The sequence below is a fragment of the Gemmatimonadota bacterium genome (genome assembly GCA_016712265.1).
Lineage (GTDB): Bacteria > Gemmatimonadota > Gemmatimonadetes > Gemmatimonadales > Gemmatimonadaceae > RBC101.
The window spans coordinates 374,194-393,078 of sequence record JADJRJ010000031.1; the positions used below are offsets into that span (position 1 = coordinate 374,194).

17 protein-coding genes are annotated in these 18,885 nt (G+C 68.0%); 9 read left to right on the forward strand and 8 right to left on the reverse strand.

The window, feature by feature from the left end:
* Positions 1–2 precede the first annotated feature (2 nt).
* Positions 3–2,312, forward strand: coding sequence for a DPP IV N-terminal domain-containing protein (locus IPK85_22630; GenBank protein ID MBK8250160.1), 2,310 nt, complete (start codon positions 3–5; stop codon positions 2,310–2,312).
* 45 nt (positions 2,313–2,357) lie between these two features.
* Here IPK85_22630 and IPK85_22635 read toward each other — a convergent pair whose 3' ends face one another.
* Both IPK85_22635 and IPK85_22640 read right to left on the reverse strand, forming a co-directional pair.
* Entirely contained in the window at positions 2,358–3,557 is a 1,200-nt protein-coding gene (locus IPK85_22635) for an ABC transporter permease (GenBank protein MBK8250161.1), read from the reverse strand.
* Complete coding sequence (locus IPK85_22640; protein ID MBK8250162.1) at positions 3,554–4,495, reverse strand: ATP-binding cassette domain-containing protein; 942 nt, start codon at positions 4,493–4,495, stop codon at positions 3,554–3,556. The genes IPK85_22635 and IPK85_22640 overlap by 4 nt, the downstream gene beginning before the upstream one ends.
* Positions 4,496–4,713: 218 nt before the next feature.
* Between IPK85_22640 and IPK85_22645 the strand changes: the two genes are divergently transcribed.
* Complete coding sequence (locus tag IPK85_22645) at positions 4,714–5,976, forward strand: ABC transporter permease (GenBank protein MBK8250163.1); 1,263 nt, start codon at positions 4,714–4,716, stop codon at positions 5,974–5,976.
* Positions 5,977–5,999: 23 nt separating this feature from the next.
* Here IPK85_22645 and IPK85_22650 read toward each other — a convergent pair whose 3' ends face one another.
* Genes IPK85_22650 through IPK85_22660 form a run of 3 tightly spaced genes read right to left on the reverse strand, consistent with a single transcriptional unit; the run spans position 6,000 to position 8,435 of the window.
* Positions 6,000–6,803 carry an RnfABCDGE type electron transport complex subunit D gene (locus tag IPK85_22650; protein ID MBK8250164.1) on the reverse strand — a complete coding sequence of 268 codons (804 nt, stop codon included), beginning with the start codon at positions 6,801–6,803 and terminating at the stop codon, positions 6,000–6,002.
* Positions 6,804–6,807: 4 nt separating this feature from the next.
* On the reverse strand, positions 6,808–7,704 hold the full coding sequence (locus IPK85_22655) for an FAD:protein FMN transferase (protein ID MBK8250165.1): 897 nt from the start codon (positions 7,702–7,704) through the stop codon (positions 6,808–6,810).
* Positions 7,701–8,435, reverse strand: a complete 735-nt coding sequence (locus IPK85_22660) for an FMN-binding protein (protein ID MBK8250166.1) — start codon at positions 8,433–8,435, stop codon at positions 7,701–7,703. Before IPK85_22660 ends, IPK85_22655 begins: the two co-directional genes overlap by 4 nt.
* A gap of 177 nt (positions 8,436–8,612) precedes the next feature.
* Between IPK85_22660 and IPK85_22665 the strand changes: the two genes are divergently transcribed.
* On the forward strand, positions 8,613–9,104 hold the full coding sequence (locus IPK85_22665; GenBank protein ID MBK8250167.1) for a polymer-forming cytoskeletal protein: 492 nt from the start codon (positions 8,613–8,615) through the stop codon (positions 9,102–9,104).
* A 327-nt stretch (positions 9,105–9,431) separates the two neighbouring features.
* Here IPK85_22665 and IPK85_22670 read toward each other — a convergent pair whose 3' ends face one another.
* Positions 9,432–9,650: a hypothetical protein gene (locus IPK85_22670; protein ID MBK8250168.1), complete on the reverse strand. Its 219-nt coding sequence runs from the start codon at positions 9,648–9,650 to the stop codon at positions 9,432–9,434.
* Positions 9,651–9,851: 201 nt separating this feature from the next.
* On the opposite strand from IPK85_22670, the gene IPK85_22675 reads away from it, so the two are divergent.
* Together IPK85_22675 and IPK85_22680 are read left to right on the forward strand one after the other, a co-directional pair.
* Positions 9,852–10,394, forward strand: a complete 543-nt coding sequence (locus tag IPK85_22675; protein MBK8250169.1) for a YceI family protein — start codon at positions 9,852–9,854, stop codon at positions 10,392–10,394.
* Positions 10,395–10,523: 129 nt separating this feature from the next.
* Positions 10,524–12,056: an amidohydrolase family protein gene (locus tag IPK85_22680; protein ID MBK8250170.1), complete on the forward strand. Its 1,533-nt coding sequence runs from the start codon at positions 10,524–10,526 to the stop codon at positions 12,054–12,056.
* A gap of 37 nt (positions 12,057–12,093) precedes the next feature.
* Here the strand turns inward: IPK85_22680 and IPK85_22685 are convergent, their stop codons facing one another.
* On the reverse strand, positions 12,094–12,594 hold the full coding sequence (locus tag IPK85_22685) for a RidA family protein (protein MBK8250171.1): 501 nt from the start codon (positions 12,592–12,594) through the stop codon (positions 12,094–12,096).
* Positions 12,591–13,535, reverse strand: a complete 945-nt coding sequence (locus IPK85_22690) for an MBL fold metallo-hydrolase (protein MBK8250172.1) — start codon at positions 13,533–13,535, stop codon at positions 12,591–12,593. The genes IPK85_22685 and IPK85_22690 overlap by 4 nt, the downstream gene beginning before the upstream one ends.
* Positions 13,536–13,721: 186 nt before the next feature.
* Here IPK85_22690 and IPK85_22695 point away from each other — a divergent pair, with 186 nt between their 5' ends.
* The 4 genes from IPK85_22695 (at position 13,722) to IPK85_22710 (ending at position 18,874) form a co-directional block, all read left to right on the forward strand.
* On the forward strand, positions 13,722–15,062 hold the full coding sequence (locus IPK85_22695) for an RluA family pseudouridine synthase (GenBank protein ID MBK8250173.1): 1,341 nt from the start codon (positions 13,722–13,724) through the stop codon (positions 15,060–15,062).
* Positions 15,063–15,162: 100 nt separating this feature from the next.
* Positions 15,163–15,795, forward strand: a complete 633-nt coding sequence (locus IPK85_22700; protein MBK8250174.1) for a hypothetical protein — start codon at positions 15,163–15,165, stop codon at positions 15,793–15,795.
* 261 nt (positions 15,796–16,056) lie between these two features.
* Positions 16,057–17,172 carry a sulfotransferase domain-containing protein gene (locus IPK85_22705; GenBank protein ID MBK8250175.1) on the forward strand — a complete coding sequence of 372 codons (1,116 nt, stop codon included), beginning with the start codon at positions 16,057–16,059 and terminating at the stop codon, positions 17,170–17,172.
* A gap of 79 nt (positions 17,173–17,251) precedes the next feature.
* Complete coding sequence (locus tag IPK85_22710) at positions 17,252–18,874, forward strand: M1 family metallopeptidase (protein MBK8250176.1); 1,623 nt, start codon at positions 17,252–17,254, stop codon at positions 18,872–18,874.
* The last annotated feature ends 11 nt before the right edge of the window (positions 18,875–18,885 follow it).

Consider the following 18,885-nt stretch of genomic DNA (forward strand, 5'->3'; position numbering starts at 1 on the left):
CCATGCGCACGCTCCTCCCGCTTCTCGTCCTTTCGGCGTCCGCGCTTGCGGCGCAATCGCCCCGGCAGTTCACCGATGCCGACTATGCACGCGCCGAACGTTTCCTTGCGCCTGGTACTGGGACGCTGGTCTCCGGGGTCGCCGGTCGAGCCACCTGGCTGCCGGATGGGCGCTTCTACTATCGCGTGTCGACCCCGCAGGGGAACGCCTTCCAGCTCGTCGACGCTGCCCGGAAGACGAAGGCGCCCGCATTCGACCATGCGCGCCTCGGGGCCGCACTGGCCGCGGCGTCGGGAGGCCAGGTCGACGGCAACCGACTCCCGTTCAATGCCTTTGATCTCTCGGCCGACGGCAAGGTGCTGACGACAACGCTGCAGCGCACGCGATACCGCTGCGACCTGACGGCCTACAGCTGCCAGAAGGCCGGCGACCTGCCATCACCGCCGCCGAACAGCAGCGTCTCGCCGGATGGGAACACCGCCGTGTTCATTCGCAACTACAACCTCGTGGCGAAGGACATGGCGTCGGGGCGCGAAACACAGCTGACGACCGATGGGATCAAGGAGTTTGGCTACGCGACCAACAACGCCGGGTGGACCCACGGCCCGAATCCCATCGCGACCTGGTCGGGTGACTCGAAGCAGCTGGCGACCTTCCAGCACGACGAGCGCGGGACGCGCGACATGTTCCTGGTCTCGACGAACGTGGGACCGCCTCAGCTCCAGGCGTGGAAATACCCGATGCCGGGGGACTCGGTGATCTTCCGCATCAGCCGCGTGATCCTCTCCTGGGCGAATGGGCAGCCGAAGATGGTCCGCCTGCAGATGCCCCCCGACGCGCATCGCTCGACCGTATCGGACCATGTGGCCTGCGGAGGCGGGATCTGCGACGTGCAGTGGTACCCCGACGGGTCGCAGCTCGCCTTCATCTCCAGCTCACGCGACCACAAGACCGCCTGGCTGCGCATTGCCAATGCGACGACCGGTGAGGTGAAGACGCTCATCACCGAGACCAGCGCGACGCAGGTGGGTGACGCCTCGCATCCGGAAGACCTCTGGCGCGTCCTTCCCGCGACCAATGAGTTGATCTGGTGGTCGCAGCGCGACAACTGGACCCACCTGTACTTGTACGACCTCACGACGGGGCAGCTGAAGAACCGGATCACGACGGGTGACGGCAATGTCACCGAGCTGGTGCGGGTGGACGAGAAGACGCGCACGATCTGGTTCACCGCCAACGGACGCGAGGCGGGGCGCGATCCGTACTACCAGCACTTCTACAAGGTGGGCTTTGACGGGAAGGGGCTCACGCTCCTCACGCCCGAGGTGGCCCACCACACGATCACGATGGCGCCAGATGGCAAGTCGTTTGTCGACACGTACTCGCATTTCACCGCCCCGCCGTCGACGGTCGCGCGCGACATGAACGGTAAGCTCCTCATGGACCTGGAGAAGGCCGATATCTCGCGCCTCGTCGCGTCGGGATGGAAGCCGGTGACGCCGTTCACGGTGAAGGGGCGCGATGGCAGCACCGACATCTACGGCGTCATGCACACGCCAACGAATCTCGATTCGACGAAAAAGTACCCGATCATCAACTACATCTACCCCGGCCCGCAGTCCGGCTCCGTGGGGCCGCGCATGTGGAGCGCGTCGCGCGGTGACAACCAGGCGCTCGCGGAGCTGGGCTTCATTGTCGTGAGCATCGACGGCATGGGGACGCCGGGTCGCTCCAAGGCGTTCCATGATGCCTACTACGGCAAGATGGGAGACAACACCCTCCCTGATCAGGTCGCCGGCATGAAGCAGTTAGCCGAACGGTATCGCTTCATCGACATCGACAAGGTGGGAATCTGGGGGCACTCGGGCGGGGGCTTCGCGACCGCGGGGGCCATGTTCCGCTTTTCCGACTTCTTCGACGTCGGCATCTCGGAAAGCGGCAACCACGACAACCGCAACTACGAGGACGATTGGGGGGAGCGCTACCAGGGGCTGCTGGTCAAACAGGGTGCCACGGACAACTACGCCGAGGAAGCCAACCAGACCCACGCGAAGAACCTCAAGGGGAAGCTCTTCCTGATTCACGGGCAGATGGACGACAACGTGCCGCCGTACAACACGCAACTGGTGGCCGATGCCCTGATGAAGGCGGGGAAGGACTTCGACATGTTGCTCCTACCGCACGCGCGGCACGGCTTCGGCCAGGACGGCCCGTACATCATGCGGCGTCGCTGGGACTACTTCGTGCAGCACCTGCAGAACGGGATTCCGCCGAAGGAATACCAGATCGGCAAGCCGCGCGTGGTGCCTTGAGTCGAGCGTGACGCCGGGGCCCCGGGGGCACGCCCGGGGCCGTGGTCAGTCGGCGTCGCGAATCCAGCGAAGCGTTTCCTGCATGCTCGGCTCCTTGCCGTAGAGCAGCACCCCTGCGGCGAAGATCTTCCCCGCCACCCGCCGTAACGACCACGCGGTCACGGCCAGCAGCGTCAACGCCACGATCGGCTCCCACCAGGGCACGGTCGTCGACATCAGCCGGATGGGAAGGACTGCCATCGAGGTCAGCGGGACCATCGAAAGCACCTGGGCCACGACGCTGTCCGCGCGCGACACGAGCGCGAAGGCAAAGCCCATCGGCAGCATCGGCAACATCAGCAGCGAGGTGCGCGGCGACGCGTTGGGGTCGTCGATCGTCGCGGCAATGGCGGCCATGAAGGCAAACCACATGGCCGTGCCTAACGCGACGGCGATCACGACGATGAGGAGCGCGCCCGCGTCGGCCGGGAGGGGCGGCAACGCGGGGATCGCCCGACCCGTGGCCAACGGGACCAGCTTCAGGGCCAGCATCCCCGTTCCGGCCAGGAACGCGGTCCCCACGAACGCAACGCCTGCGAGGCCAAGAATCTTCCCGTCCATCCACGCCTGCGGGGTGACCATCGCGAGCATCTGCTCGGTGATCCGTTGCTGCTTTTCCCCGGTGATCCCGGTGAAGAGGAAGGCAAATCCGTTGAACAGGACCAGCAGCCCGATGCCCACGATGGCCATCGCATACACGCGGGCGGCCCCGCGATCACCGGTCCGGCCGTCCGCGACGTGAACCGCGACGTCGATCGACGTGGCGAGGGCCACGCGATCGGCGTCAGTCAGGGGGAGCGCCGCATAGGTGGCGTTGCGGCGCGCCGCGTTGAAGGCCGGGGCGACACGCTCGGTCCATGCCGCACGACGCCGGCTCGTCACTGCGACGCTGTCACGCGTCGTCACCACTAGCGAGCCCGCGACCGAGTCCACGCGCACGGCGTCATCTGCGGCCACCGCACTGGCGTAGCGGGTGCTGTCCCAGCTCACGCCGTCGACTGCCGGTAATGGGAAGCCCAATCGGTCAGTGCCCACGACGGCCACCGTGACCGGACGGGATCGCGAGCCGGAGACCCACTTGCCCACCCCGGCCGAGAGTCCGCCAACGCCCAGCATGACCAGCACCCCAATGATCTGCTGCCGCCACCGCACGAAACGAGAGAACTCCCATCGCGCGATAGTCCAGACCTGCCGCCAGTGAGTCATGCCGCCTCCGTTGTCGCGCCGGTGGAGCCGACCGCAGCCACATACATCTCATGTAACGACGGTTCTTCGGTGGACACCCGCACAATCGACAGTCGCTCGGCGCAGCTCCCCAGCAGGTCGCCCACATGATGGCCCCGGACGAGCGTGATGGTCACGGTGGTGGGGGTGTGGGTCAGGCCCGACACGGCTGAATGCGCCCGCAGGCCCTCCACAGCCGCCGTCGGGTCCCGATCGACCTCAAGCACCAGGCGCATCCCCTCGCCCCACCGTTCACGGATCGATGCGACGGTGCCCGCCAACACTTCGCGGCCGCCCTGCATCACGAAGACCCGGTCCGCGAGTCGTTCGACCAGGGACATCTGGTGGGCACTGAACAGCACGGTCGTCCCCGCGTCGCGCAGCTCGCGCACCAGGGTGAGGAAGATCTCCTGGTTGAGCGGGTCCAGGCCGCTGAACGGTTCGTCGAGGATGGCGCAGCGGGGCTGGTGCAGCACCGCGGCGGCGAACTGCACCTTCTGCTGGTTCCCCTTGGAGAGGGCGCTCACCTTGTCCGCCTGTCGGGGGAGCAACTCCAGTCGGTCCAACCACCGCGTGCCTGCCGCCTGGGCCGCGTCACGCGTCATGCCGCGCAATTCGCCGAAGTAAGTCAGCACCTTGAGGACGGGCATGTCCTGGTAGAGGCCGCGATCCTCGGGGAGGTAGCCCAGCTGTGCGGCGGGGAGGCGCGCCGCGCCTCCCTCCCAGGTGACGCGCCCTTCATCCGGGCGCGTGATCCCGATCAGCATGCGCAGGAGGGTCGACTTGCCGGCGCCGTTGGGTCCGAGCAGGGCGAAGATTTCCTGGGGCGCCACGTCGAGCGAGACGCCGGCGACCGCGTGGACCCTGGCAAAGCGCTTGTGGACGCCCTGTACGGAGAGGAACGGAGTCGGTGAGGCCATGAGCGTCTGGGGGTGTCTTGCACCTCGGACGGACAGGAACCCTGTCACGTGTCGGGGAAACTTACGCGGCTCCGGCAGCCGGGTTTCCTCGGGGCGACCTCCAAGGGTGGCCGGCCGGTGCGTGGGCCGGATGACACGATTTGCCGCGCGCCGGCGTATGATCAACCCAGAGCCCCGGCCGGTGCCGCGGTGCCGCCCTCTCAACCTTCGCCGACCCCGTGGCGCTCAATCGCGTTGCCCTCAGCGCCAATCTTCGGGTTGGATTCGATGCGCTGTTCATCCATCCCCTGCGGACGATGCTCTCCGTCCTGGGGATCATCATCGGGTCCGCGTCATTGGTCGCGGTGATGTCGGTGAGCGATGGGATGATGGCGTTCATCCGTGCGCAGATCGAGCGCCGGACCTCGATCCAGACGATTTCCGTGAGTTCGCGGACGATCGACTTTCGTGACGGGCAATGGGTGCGCATCTCCGACTATCCGGTCTTCACGGATCGGGACATGCAGGCGGCCGAGCGGGAGATCGATGGCGCCGCGGAGGTGACGCTGGTTGCCGGAGGCGCGACGACGGCGAGTGCCCGCGGGCGGGAGCGGAGGATCAACGTGACGATGGGTGGCTCGTCGTTGCCCGAGTTCAGCGAGGTGAAGCTCGCCGCGGGCCGGTTCTTTTCGCCGATGGAGGTGACGCACGGGACCGAGGTCGCCGTCATCAGCCATGCTCTGGCGCAGGATCTCTTTCCCGGGCGCATACCGGAACGATTGCTGGAGGAGGAGGTCCGGCTGGGGCGCGGCGTGTTTCGTGTGATTGGCGTGCAGGAACGCAGCGAGTTCGAGAATCCCCGCAACCCCGACTTCAGTGCGTTCGTCCCATTCGGCGTGGGCGAGCGCGTCCTTTCACCCGCCCCCGCCGAGCGCCTGACCCCGACGTTGCAGCTCAAGGCGGCGACCGTGGAGGCCGTCCCGGCGCTCCGCGATGCGGCCGCCGATTGGCTGGCCCAGCGGTATGCGCGATGGCAGGATCGGGTGAACCTGTCGGTCGCGATGGAGCAGTTGGTTGAGGTGGAGCGCGGGATCCTGCTGGGCAAGCTCTTCCTCGGCACCCTGGTCGGCATTTCGTTGTTGGTGGGCGGGATCGGGATCATGAACGTCCTGCTCGCGTCCATCGTCGAACGGACCCGGGAGATCGGCATCCGCAAGGCGATCGGGGCGAGCAGTCGCGACATCCGCACGCAGTTCCTCGCGGAGTCGGTGGCGATCGCGGCGGCCGGTACCTTCCTCGGCGCGGTCATGGGGATCGGCCTGTCCACCCTGGTCACGTTCGGGTTTCGCGTGGTCACCAAGGCGCCGATCTACCCGTCGCTGACGTTGAGCACCCTGCTGGTTGCCGTCGGGACCTCGGCGGGGGTGGGGCTGGCATTCGGTACCTACCCGGCGCGCCGGGCGGCGCGGCTTCCTCCCATCGTGGCGATCGCCCACGAGTAGGGCGCCTCGCGTGGTGGGGGCGCCTAACCCTTCGTGTGACGCGCGGCGTGTTCGCGCACGCGTCGGACGGATTCCCACACGTTGGCGAGGAGCAACCCGCCGGGCAGCCACCAGACCGCACCGACCCACGTGAAGATGCCCCACGCGGCGACGCCCGTCAGGGCCCCGAACCAGAGCTGCTGTCGAGGCTTGGGTGGCGAGGTCGGGGGGTCGCTCACCATGAACAGGGCGAAGTATAGGGCGGCGTGCAGGTCCGGCGACCGGAACAGCTCGGCCACGCGGGATGCATCGCCGAGGTAGGCCGAGCCGGTCGCGAGGAGGTAGTAGGTGCCAAGGAAGGCGAGCACCACCGGGACCTTGTTGAGCCGGTCGCAGATGAACACCCCAATGCCGACGAGCAGGAGGAGCCAGGCGGGATGGGCATCCGGCAGGGCGCCCCACCAGCCCTGGCCACTTCCGAAGGCGTAGTACGCGACGACCAGGGCGAGGGCGGCCGGGTTGAAGGTGTTGGCGTGGCGGGCGCGGACGACGTACTTGCTGGCGACGCCGATCGCGCCGCTGAGGGCGCCGACGTGCCATGGGGTGTGGGGGGCCAGCACCATCGCGATGATCAGCCCGGTGAGGATGGCGCCGTCGGGGAAGGTCCAGCGGCCGCGCCGCCAGCGGAGCACCGGAACATCCATGGCGGCCGCGCCCAGGACGGCGCCGCCGACGAGGGGAGCGACCAGCGCCACCCCGGTCACCGCCATCGCGACCGCGAGGAGCGGCACGAAGAGCACCAGCAACAGCCCCTTGGGGGTACGGAGGATTCGGGGGAGGGTCAACACGTGCCTAACGCGGCCAGTCGCCCACGGGAACGGCCGTGCCGTCGCGGTGGACCACCAGCGCCGCCAGTCCTTCCTCGGCCAGGAAGGCCGGTCCGTCCGCCGGGCCCAGGACAAACGCGGCCGTGCTGGCGGCGTCCGCGGCCATCGCGGTCGGGGCGAGGACGCTCACGCTGGCCAGGTCGAGGGTGGGCTGGCGGGTCCGGGCATCGAGGAGGTGGGCTCCGCGCTCGTACGTCGCCGTGGTGCACACCGCGCGGCCGTCGAGCGGGATCACCCCGATGACGGCCGTGGGCTCCAGGGGGTGCTGGACGCCGACGCGCCATGGTACCCCGCGAGGGTTGAGCCCGGCAGCGAAGACGTCACCCCCGGCATCAACAAAGAAGTGCTTGCACGGGGCGAGGGCCTGCGCCGCGAGGTCGATCGCCATCCCCTTGGCCACGGCCCCGAGGTCGAGCTGCAGCGGCTGCCGCAGGCGGATGCGTCCGGTGGCCGCGTCACAGTCGACATCGAGCCAGCTTCCACCCGCCGCGTCGCCTGCTCGCGGAGCTCGGGCGCCCGTGGCGTGGTGCCGATCGTAGCCGGCCTGATGCAAGGCGGTGCCCACGCACGGGTCAAAGGCACCGCCGGTGCGCCCGGCCACGCCGATCGCGAATCGCACCGCCTGGAATAGCAGCGGGCTGACCGACACCCACTCACCGGGCTGGGCGCAGAGGCGCTGTATTTCACTAGTCGAGTCAAAACGAGTACAGCAGCGCTCCACCTCGGCGAACCACCCCAGCGCCTCCTCGATCGCGGCGGTCGCGTCGCCTTCGCCGACGACGCTGGCCGTCACGGTCGTCCCCATCGCGACGATGGTGCGCGTGGCGGCGGCGCGCGTCGCCACGGGGGTGCCGCGGCTCACGTGCCGCGCGAGGTCGAAAAGGCGTCGAGCACGGCCATGTAGAACGCGTCACTGCTCGCCGTCGCTCCGGTGATGATGTCGACGTCGGCGGTCTGCCGGTCGATCACCTGCGCGGGAAGTCGTTCCACGATGGTGCAGGGCCATCGCGTGAGGCACCGCGAGATCTCGGCGTACACGACCTTTTGCCCCACCACCTCAATGCGCACCTCGATGTCGCCGTGTCGTGAGGAGCCATAGCCGTGGAAGACCCCGTCCCGCAGCGGCTTCACCACCTTGGGCGCCGGTGAGGCCATCGCGCTATCGGGCGGCGCCGCGGTCGTGCCGGTCGGCGCCGGTGGCGGCGGGGCGTACTCCGGAATCGCCGGGACGCTGGCCTTCGTGGACGAGTCGGCCGGCAGCGAGGTGGTTGGCGTCGCGGGCGGTGGCGAGGGTTCGACGGCGGCCACGACCGGGGCCAGCGGAGCGGCTTCGGGTCGTTTGGTGGAATCGACGGCGGCAGCCACCACGCGGGCGGGCGGTGCCGAGTCCTGCAGGGCGGCCACCGTGTCGCGAAGCGCCTGGAGCGGAGCACTGTCGACCGGCGTGGCCGGCATCTCGCGGCGGCCAGCGGCGCGCGATGCCGCCGTCTCGAGGTCCAGCGCTTCTGCCGCAGACTGCGTGCGCAAATATCCCGCGCTGTACACGGCAAACACCGCAGCAGAGCTCAGCGCCACCAGGGGGCGTCGTCCCACATTCCCTTGCGAACCAGACACCTGGACCCGATCCCTTTCGAAGGTCGCAGCAACCTACCCCACGTCGCAGCACCCAGACAGTAGAGCTCGCCGGCGTCAGCTGCGTGAAAGGTGACGTGGGCCACCGCGCCAGTGCGCTTGTGGTGACATCTGGGAGCTCACCCAGGGAGGTCACCCATGGCACTGTGGAAGGACGCCGCACCCGCGCGCCGCGATTCGGCGCTTGCTGTCTCGGAACCGCTGGCCGCGCGAGAGGATCTCGCCCCAACGCCGCAGCCCACGTGGGATACATCGCGTCGCACGGTCGAGGCCAAGGAGTCGTTGATCGGCGCGCAGCTCGCGATCGAGGGGAAGATCCAGGGCGCCGGTCATGTGCGCATCGCCGGACGTTTCACCGGCGACGTGCAGGTGGATGGCAACCTCACCATCGAGGTGGGGGCCACCGTACATGGGGGCGTCACGGCGAACACCGTGATCATCGCGGGCGAGCTTCAGGGGAATGTGCTGCAGGCCGCCTCCGTGGAGTTGCTCTCGACCGGGGTAATGGTCGGTGACCTGCGCGCCGGGTCGTTGGTTGTGGCCGCGGGTTCGCGGATGCGCGGCCATGTGGAGTTCGGGTGGCGCCACGAGGATGGGGTCGAAGAGCGCAACGGTTCATCCTCGTTATGACCGGTGTGCGTGCGGCAGCCCCGGGGGCGACCCGGAGCTGCCCACACTGTCGCACGACGATCCTCGAAAGCGCGGTTGTTTGTCCCGCGTGTCGTCACCACGTGCGGTTTGGCGCGGGGGGCAAGCTGGGCACTGTGCGCGAGCCGGACCTGGTTCCGCTGCGCGTCGAGGGAACAGTACGGCACGGCGGCGGACCGCATGCGTGGGAGTACTCCGTCGTCGTGACGGTTCGCAACGCGCGGGGGGAGGAAGTCTCGCGCCAGGTCGTCGGGGTCGGGCCACTGCCCCCCGGCGAGGAGCGGACGTTTACGCTCGCGGTCGAGGCGTTTACGGGCGGTCCGAGCGTTCCTTTGCCAGACGCCACCGCCGGTATTGCAGTCCCCCGCGTGCGATGAAGAACACCGCAAACGCGAGGTCCAGTCCCAGGGTCCCGGTGAGCGGCGCTCCACCAAACATCAGGGCTCGCAAGGCGATGTAAACGCCGAGCGCGGCCATGATGGCGCCGATGCCGAGGCCGATGGTTCCGGCGAGTGGTGATGAACTCATGGCCGGACGCTACGACCGAATCTGCGAGAGGGGAACCCCGGGACCAACGGTCAAACGCGACCGAGCGTAAGGGAAACGCGGCCAACACCTCGATCCCTCGCTCCGCCGATCATGCTTCCTCGGTTTTCCCGTTGGCTCCTGGGTATGTGCGCGCCGACGGCGCTCCTTGCACAGGGCTCCCAGCCCGGCGCGAGTCGGTTCGTGCTTGATACGGCGACCGTCGAGGCGCGGTATCGCGTGATCGAACGGTTTGCGGCAAACACCATCGACAACGAGGTGGTCGGTGTCACCCGGGCGGTCTCGGGACAGGTGGTCCTGGATGTCGCCGGCCGACCGCTACCGAGCGAGTCGAGACTCACGATCCAGTTGAGCGGCCTCAAGACCGATCGTACCCGCCGCGACAGCTATGTTCAGAAGAACACCCTCGAGACGGCCAAGTGGCCATCCGCGGAACTCGCCGTGCGCGAACTGCGTGGGTTGCCGGCTCCCCTGCCGCTGTCGGGCGCATTTGACGTGGTCGTCGTTGGGGACCTTACGCTACACGGCGTCACGCGGTCCACCAACTGGACGGCCAAGGTGGCCGTCTCGGCAGCGGCCGTGCGAGGGACGGCGCGCGCCACCGTGCGCTTCGCCGAGTTTGGGATGGCCGTGCCGAAGGTCCCACTGATCGCGCGCGTTGACGACCCGATTGCGCTGGAGCTGGACTTCGTGTTCGTGCGCCCGGTCGACCCGAACAACCAGTAGTCGCGCTCAGCCGGACGCCACTTCGGGTGTTTGCACCGAGGCACGGCAGGCACGACGCGCGTGATTGTGCGCCGGCGTGCCGCTGGACCGCGGTCGCAGCGGGGCCGAGCCGGGGCTAGCTTGGGTCGCATGTTTGACCCTGTCCACGACTGTCCCTGCCTGGGTGGCTCCGAAGAGCGCGTGACACGGCGCGTTTTCCTTGGTGCCAGCGCCGTGGCCCTGCCCACGCTGGGTTGGCAGGTGCCTCCGCGGGAGGTGCCGCGCCAGCCCGCACGCGACTTCGTGATCGAGGCGTCGTGGGCGCTGGTGCAGCGCGGCGACGATCAGGTCCTCGTTCCGGATGCGTCGGTGCGCGTGCGGGGGAACGCGATCGTTGAGGTGCGCGAGGGGCGGGTGCCCGGGTCGGTGCGCCGGATCGACGCGCGCGGACAGCTGTTGCTTCCCGGCTTCATTTCCGGCCATACCCATGCCGCGTCCGGGAGCCCGACGCGCGGGATCATCGAGGCCGGGCGTTCGTACCAGCGCCCGCTGGAGATCGTCGAGACGTTAGGCGATGATGACCTCGATGCCCTCACGGCCTACAATGTGGCCGAGCTGCTGCGCTCCGGGTGCACGTCACACCTGGAGATGAGCCTCTCGTTGCGGCAGGCGCAAAGTTATGTGCGGGTGGCCCGCCGGTGGCATGTGCGGGGTTTTCCAGGCGGGATGGTGCCTGGGACGGCACGGTTGTTCCCCATCTGGCGTCGCACCAACGACCAGGTGCTGCACGACTCGGCGGCGGGAACCCTCGTCGAGATCGAGGAGAACCGGCGGTTCGCGCTGTCGGTGAACGGGGCGGAGGAAGGGCTGATCCGCCCGATGATGACGCCGCACGCGACCGACACGCACACCCCCGAGACCATGCGGTCCGTCTTGGCGGCGGCGCGCGAGTTGGGGAACGGACTCCACATCCATCTCGCGCAGGGCACCGGCGAGACGCGCACCGTGCAGCGGTTGTGGGGAAGGACGCCGGCGCAGTGGCTGGAGGACCTGGGCGCGTTCGGCATGCCCGTGTTTGGGGCGCACATGTCGGGGGCGACGCCCGAGGACTGGCCGGTGATGAAGCGACATGGTGCGGTCTACGCGCATTGCCCATCGGGCGGTGGCGCGGGTGCGTCGAGTGGGACGCAACCGTATCCCGAGGCCCTGACGGCGGGGGTCCGCACCAACGTCGGGATCGACACGCACTCCAACGACTACGTCGAGAACCTCAAGCTGGCGGTGATCTGCGGCCGGGCACGGGCCCGCGTGCTCAATGCGGCGACCCGCTCCACGCTCAAGTTGCCGACCATACAGGACGCCGTGCACGGGGCCACGTTAGGCGCGGCGCAGGGACTGCGGCGAGACGACCTCGGGCGCATCGCCGTCGGCGCCCGGGCGGACCTCGTGAGCATCGACGTCAGCAGCCTGTTGGTCGGCAGCGGCGCCCCGGGTCCCGAGCCGTTGAGCAACCTGCTCTATGCGAACGGCCTCAGCGTGCGGCACGTCGTGACCGACGGGTATGCCCAGGTGCTCGACGGCCGCCTGGTGGTGGACGACGAGTCGGCCGTCGTCCGACGGGGTGCCGCGGTGGTGCAGAAGGTCTGGGCACAACTGCAGCAGGAGGGCTGGTTCCGCGGCTGACAGGAGCCCGCACGCCGTCTCCTCCGTAGGCGAGGACCTACGGAGTGCCGGAACGTCGCCGAATCCGGGCGCTGCACTTGATCTCGACCAACGCGGCCGGGCGCGGCAGGGCCGTCACCGCCAGCGTGGCGCGCGCTGGCGGGTCGACGCGAAAGAACTCGATATAGACGGCGTTCATGGCGGCGTAGTCGGCCATGTCCTTCAGGAAGACGGTGCACTCATCGACGTCGGCCATCGTCGCGCCGCCGGCTTGCACCGAGGCGCGAATGTTTTCTAGAGTTTGCCGAGTCTGGGCCCCCACGCCTCCGGGGACGATATCCTGCGTGCCCGGCTTGATCCCGGTCATCCCGGAGACAAAGACCTGATCACCCGAGCGGATCGCGACGGAGTAGGCGGGAACGAGTGGGGCGAGCCCTGGTGGATTGAGGACCTGGCGATCGCCGGCGGGTGACGCCGCGAGCTGGGGCGCCGGGGTTTGCGCGCAGGCGGCGAACCAGAGCGCGGTGCTCGATGCGAGCAGGACGGTATTCAGCTTCATTTGCGAGCTCCCACGACGATGGGTTCGAACCACTTGGGAAAGAGGTAGCGACTCGCGGGCGACGCCGCGGCCACCTCCTGCTGGAATTTCTGACGGTCGGCGAGCGCGGCGGTCGAGGGCTTGGGGTCGCCATAGGCGTCGGCGTGCGTGGGGATGACCAGTGCCGGATGGCCCAGTGCGCGCATGAGACGACCCGTAAAGTCGTGAATCTCAAGGCGCTGGCTGTTGGCCCCGACCAGCGCAATGTCCGGGCGCAAACCCTGCATTTCCCGCTCGAGGTAGTTCATCGACCCCATGATCAGGATCTCGTGCCCGGCGATGCGCAGGAGGTAGGCGAGGTTCCCGCCTTCGACGTAATCCTTGCGTCGGAGCGGCGCGCGCAGGCCGCGAGGTGCCGTGCCGACCAGGCCACGCGTGTTGTTGTAGTAGTGCTTCTTGTCGAGCGCACTATGGATGTTGGGGATGACACGCAGCGAGAAGTCACCGAAGGCATAGTCCTCGCCGCCGATCACGGTGATGAGGGCGCTGTCCGTCACCCCGTAGGCGCGGGCCAGGTTGGCGGCCGTCTCGTGGCCGATGATCGTCGCCCCGGTCTTGCGCGAGATGTATCCCGCGTCGAGCGCGTGATCCGAGTGACCGTGCGTGATCAGGATATAGTCCGCCCGAGAGACGTGGCGGTTGATCAGCGCGGTGTCCGCGGGGTAGAGCGACTCCGGGTTGGGACCGGCGGCATCAGCCGGGTTGCCCGTCCACCGGGCGAATTGCGTGAGGAACGGATCGACCAGGATCACACGGCGACCGTCCGTGATCTCCCAGCCGGCGTTCCCAAGGTAGGTGAGTCGTACCTCGCCGGCCTTCAGGGTGGCCGCCTGCGCATGGGCGTCCGAGCCGGACAGGACGCCAAGAATGAAGACGAACGACAGCATGCTGCGGCGGGACATGTCACCTCTCCGAGGAACGCACGGGCGCGTGCTGCCCAATCTACCCCGACCCCATGAGCCGGCTACCCTGTGCGAGACTGGTCAGGGATCCGATTGCCTCTCATGCGCGAGTATTCCGCGTTCGATTACAGTGATCACGGTGGGAACCGCGCGAGGACTCGGACGGCAGGCATCGGCATCATTCACATGATCGTCTTCTCTCCCAGGCCGCTCGCTGTCGAGATGCCGGCGCGGTTTCCGAGCCCGTTCGACCGAAGCGCGATACCCCCGATCGCGCGTCGCGCGGTGGAGGAGCTGGTCGGGTGGCTCCGGTCGGAGGAGCGACACCTCCGCTTCGACGCGCCAGGTGGCGGCAAGATGCTCGGCGTCCTCGTCGTTGAAGCGCCCGACGGGACGGTTGGCTACCTCCGCGCCTTCTCCGGGATGCTGCAGGGCAGGTGGGAGATCGCAGGGTGGGCGCCGCCGGCCTTCGACCCCGCGGCCTGGGACGCGAAGGCCTTTGATGGCCGGGCAGGTCACCAGAACGAGGATGCCCACACGCGAGCCGCGCGTTCTCGGACGTTGCTCCCGCTCGTGCAGGAGGCGTATCACTTCAGCAATGCGCGTGGCGAGCTGCGGGCCCTTCGCGACCTGTTTGCGCCCGCGGAGCCACCGGGAGGCGCTGGAGATTGTGCCGGCCCCAAGCTCCTCGCCCAGGCGTACCGGCTCGGACTCCGACCCGTCGCGCTCGCCGAGTTCTGGTGGGGTGCGCCGCCACGCTCTGCTGATCGCCACGCGGGGTCGTTCTATCCGGCCTGTCGCGGCAAGTGCGCCCCGATCCTGGCCCACATGCTCCTCGGCTTGCCCGCCGACCCGATGCCGGAGTTCGGCGCGAACCCGTTCGATGCCAACACACCCGAGGTCGTATACGAAGACGCCGACATTCTCGTCGTCGACAAACCCGCGGGGATGCTGTCGGTGCCCGGACGAAGCCCGAAACTCCGCGACTCAGTGGAAACTCGCCTCCTCGCGCGTTATCCCGGACCGACAGCCCAGATGGTGGTGCATCGCCTCGACCTCGACACCTCGGGGCTCCTCTTGGCGGCCAGGGATTCAACGACATTCTCTGCACTCCAGCGACTCTTCTCACTGCGACAGATCACGAAGCGTTATGTCGCCTGGCTCGACGGTGAGGTCGGCGGCGATGCGGGCTCCATTGACCTGCCGCTGCGCGTCGATGTCGATGACCGACCGCGGCAGATCCACGACTCGGAGCACGGCAAGCCGGCATTGACGGAGTGGCGCGTCCTGCGCCGCGAACGTGGCCGGACGCGAGTCGCGCTGTTTCCCCTGACTGGTCGGACGCACCAACTTCGTGTGCATACTTCACATCCGCTCGGCCTCAACGCACCGATTTGCGGGGACCGTCTGTACGCGCGGAGTGCCCCCGAGGCTGGAGCGCGACTGATGCTGCACGCGGAATTTCTTTCCTTCGTCCACCCGCGCACTGGTGCACTGGTGCACGTGGAGCGAGCAGCACCCTTCTGACGTTTCCGGGTACCGGCCTGTACCGTTGGGCAACCGTCGAGCGCCCTTGCCCGCCCGCGGTCCGTGGGCACAACTTCGACGCGTCCCCTTCCCGGAACCCATGCGCCGACTCTCGTTTGCTCTTGCCGCCCTCGTCGTCCTTCCGGCCGCCGCCGCGGCCCAGAAGATGTCGTTCTTCATTACCAGTGCCGGCCCCGGCAAGGGGGCTGAACTCGGCGGGCTCGAAGGTGCCGACCGCCACTGCAAGGAGCTGGCGGAGGCCGCAGGGGTGACGGGGATGACCTGGCACGCCTACCTGAGTGCGGTCGCCATGGACGGCAAGCCGGCCGTGAATGCCCGGGACCGCATCGGCAAGGGCCCCTGGTACAACGCCAAGGGAGTCATGGTCGCCGCGAACCTCGAGGAACTGCACGGCGCCAGTTCCAAGCTCGGCAAGGAGACGTCACTGACCGAGAAGGGGATGCCGGTGAATGGGCGCGGGGACACGCCGAACACGCACGACATCCTCACGGGGTCGCGCATGGATGGCACGGTGGCCACGGACACCCTGGACACGACCTGCCGTAACTGGACCAGCAGCGCGACCGGCAGCGCGTGGGTAGGTCACCACGATCGCCAGGGCGGCGGCGTCAACCCGACGTCGTGGGGCTCGGCGCACCCCTCCCGCGGGTGCAGCCAGGACAACCTCCGCGCGAGTGGGGGGGCGGGGCTGTTTTATTGCTTCGCTTTCTAGTTGGCGGCGGCGAATAGCTGGTACTCGCGTCGCGAGGTGATGATCAAGGGCGTCGACGAACCCGACCGTGGTGGGAACGACAGGGCCGCCGTCGGGAACGCATGGCGGCCCACCTCGCCGACGAACACGCTGTAGGGTGACGGGCGGCCGCTGACTGCTTCGGGTAGTATCCCGGGTTATGATTCGGTCGTCCCACGGACGCGTGCAACTGCTTGCCGCACAAGCAGATGGCGACGGAAATCCTGCCCTGTCCTGACCTACATGTCCGCTCTTTGGTGGATCCTCGGTGCCGCTGGCGCCGCCTTTGTCGGCTACATCGCCTACGGCACCTACCTGGCGTACGTGCTCAAGTGGGAAGATGAGCAGTCCGTCGGCTTGGCCTATTACGGCCGCACGCCGGAGGGACGCGCCGCGTTCAAGGAGGAACTGCGCGGCCACGCGAAGCGGTTGGGGCCGATCCTGCGCCTGAATGCGAAGCTCGCGAAGATGGACTTTGCCCGGGCGCGGATCCAGCACCAGGGGGTCTCCGGGCCCAGTGGCAGCTGCAGCGTCGAGTCGTTTGAGCAGGCCGCCGCCTATACGCCGAAGGCAGACGACGTGTTCGTCGTGACGCAAATGAAGTGCGGGACCACGTGGATGCAGCACGTGGTGTACGAGGTGCTGCATCGCGGGCAGGGGGATCTCGTGGCGACCGGGCGCGCGATGTACGCGCTGTCCCCGTGGATCGAAGGCCGCAAGAGCATCCCGCTCGCCGAGGCCAGGCCGTTAGGCACCGACCACCCCTCCCGGATCATCAAGACGCACCTGCCCGCCGCGTTGTGCCCGTACAACGAGGTGGCGAAGTACATCTACGTCGCGCGGCACCCGGTCTCCTGCTTTGCCTCGTGCATCGACTTCATCGACACGAACGTGGGCGGGATGGCCCCTGATCTGCCGGCCTTTGTCACGTGGTATACGTCGAAGGATCTGATGTGGTGGGGGACCTGGACCGACCATGTGAAGGGATGGTGGGCCCGTCGCCAGGCGCCCAACGTGCTCTTCGTTTTCTTTGAGGACATGAAGAAGGACCTCGGCGCGGTCGTGCGGCAGGTGGCGACGTTCCTTGGGGTTCGGGACCTGACGGAGAGCGAGGTGGCGAACATCGTGCACAAAACCTCGTTCGCGTACATGCAGGAACACCAGGACAACTTCGAGATGCACCCGCCCCACATCCTGCAGACGAACGCCGAGCTGTTCGTGGCGGGGACGGCGGACCGGTACAAGAACGTGCCAGCCGAGATCCGGTCGCAGGTGGCGGCGTGGGTCGTGAGCGAGATGGCGGACAGCGACTTTCCGCTTCGCGAGCGCTACCCGGACGTCGTGGCGTCGCCCGCGTAGGCGCGGGGTGCTCGCGAACGAAGGCTTGTCACGCGGGGGGAGTTGAGGGAATTTGGCCGGCGCGCTCACCGGAGATCCCGTGTTCCCCTCGCTGCTGCTTGCCCTCGCCGTCACGGTCCCCGTTCGGGACACGTACCCGCGCCAGCCACTCGACGCCGAGCACTACCGCTTCGCGCTCACCCTGAGCGATTCGGTGGACCGGCTCGAAGGCGAGGCACGCGTGCGGTTGCGCATGACGGCCGCCGGGGTGACGTCCGTCTTCCTGGACCTGGCCAACACGACGCCTGCACGGTCGGGGAAGGGGATGACCGTGGCCGGAGTCACCCTCGGGGAAACGAGCCTCGCATTCCGGCACGCGGACGACCGCCTGACGATGACACTCCCGGCGCCATCGACGGTGGGACAGCTCCTCGAGCTGACCGTACGCTACCGCGGGATTCCCGCCGACGGCCTGCAGATCAAGCCCACGCGGCACGGGGACCGTGCCTTCTTCTCCGACGACTGGCCCGTCAATGCACGCCAGTGGTTGCCTACGATCGACCATGTCGGCGACAAGGCCACCATGGAGATGGCGGTCACGGCACCCGCGCACTACCAGGTGATCTCCAACGGGCGGCGAATCGAGGAGACCGACCTTCCCGGTGCCATGCGGCGCACGGTGTGGCTCCAGGCGGTTCCCATCTCACCATGGCTGTACGTGCTTGGGGTCGCGCGGTTCGCCGTGCAGTCACTGGGTGACTACCGCGGGATCCCGCTGGAGACCTGGGTCTTCGCGAAGGACCGCGACGCTGGCTTTCATGATTTCGCCGTGCCGGTGAAGGACGCGATGGCCTTCTACTCGGAGTTTGTCGGACCGTACGCCTACGAGAAGCTCGCCAACGTGCAGTCCACCGCGACCGGGGGCGGGATGGAAGCGGCCACGGCGATCATGTACGACCAGCGCAGCGTGGACGGGACGCGATCGCTGCGATGGCGCAACGTCATCATCCACGAGATCGCCCACCAGTGGTTCGGCAATGCGGTCACCGAGGCGGACTGGAACGACGTGTGGCTGAGCGAGGGGTTTGCGACGTACTTCACCTCGCTGTTCATCGAGCACGCGTACGGGCGCGACGAGTTTGCCCAGGTGCTGCGGGACTCCCGAAAGACCGTCGTCGATTTCTACGCGAAGCAGCCGGACTACCGGGTCGTCCATGAGAACCTGTCCGACATGGCGCAGGTCACGACGGGAATGACCTACCAGAAGGGCGCCTGGGTGCTGCACATGCTGAGGCAGCGTATTGGCGATGACCGCTTCTGGTCGGGAATCAGGGACTACTACGCGCGCCACATGAACCGCACGGCAACGACCGCAGACTTCCGGATGACCATGGAGCGCGCCTCGGGCCAGGATCTCGCCGCGTTCTTCGAGCAGTGGCTCTATCGCGGCCAGATCCCCCGCATCGAGGGGAGCTGGCGGTGGGACGCCGCCGCACGCGAGGTGGTCGTGGAGATGCGCCAGGTGCAGCCGGGGCCCGCGTTCGCCATCGAGCTGGACGTGGCGCTGGAGGGGGCGGGGGACACACCGGGCGTGCAACGGGCGAGTGTTGGCGGCGAACTCACGCGGGTTCGACTCAAGGCCGCGGAGCGTCCGCGGACCGTGACCCTCGACCCGATGGTCCGGACGCTCTTTACCGGCACCCTGCAGGCGCGCCCCGACTGAGGCGCGCGTGC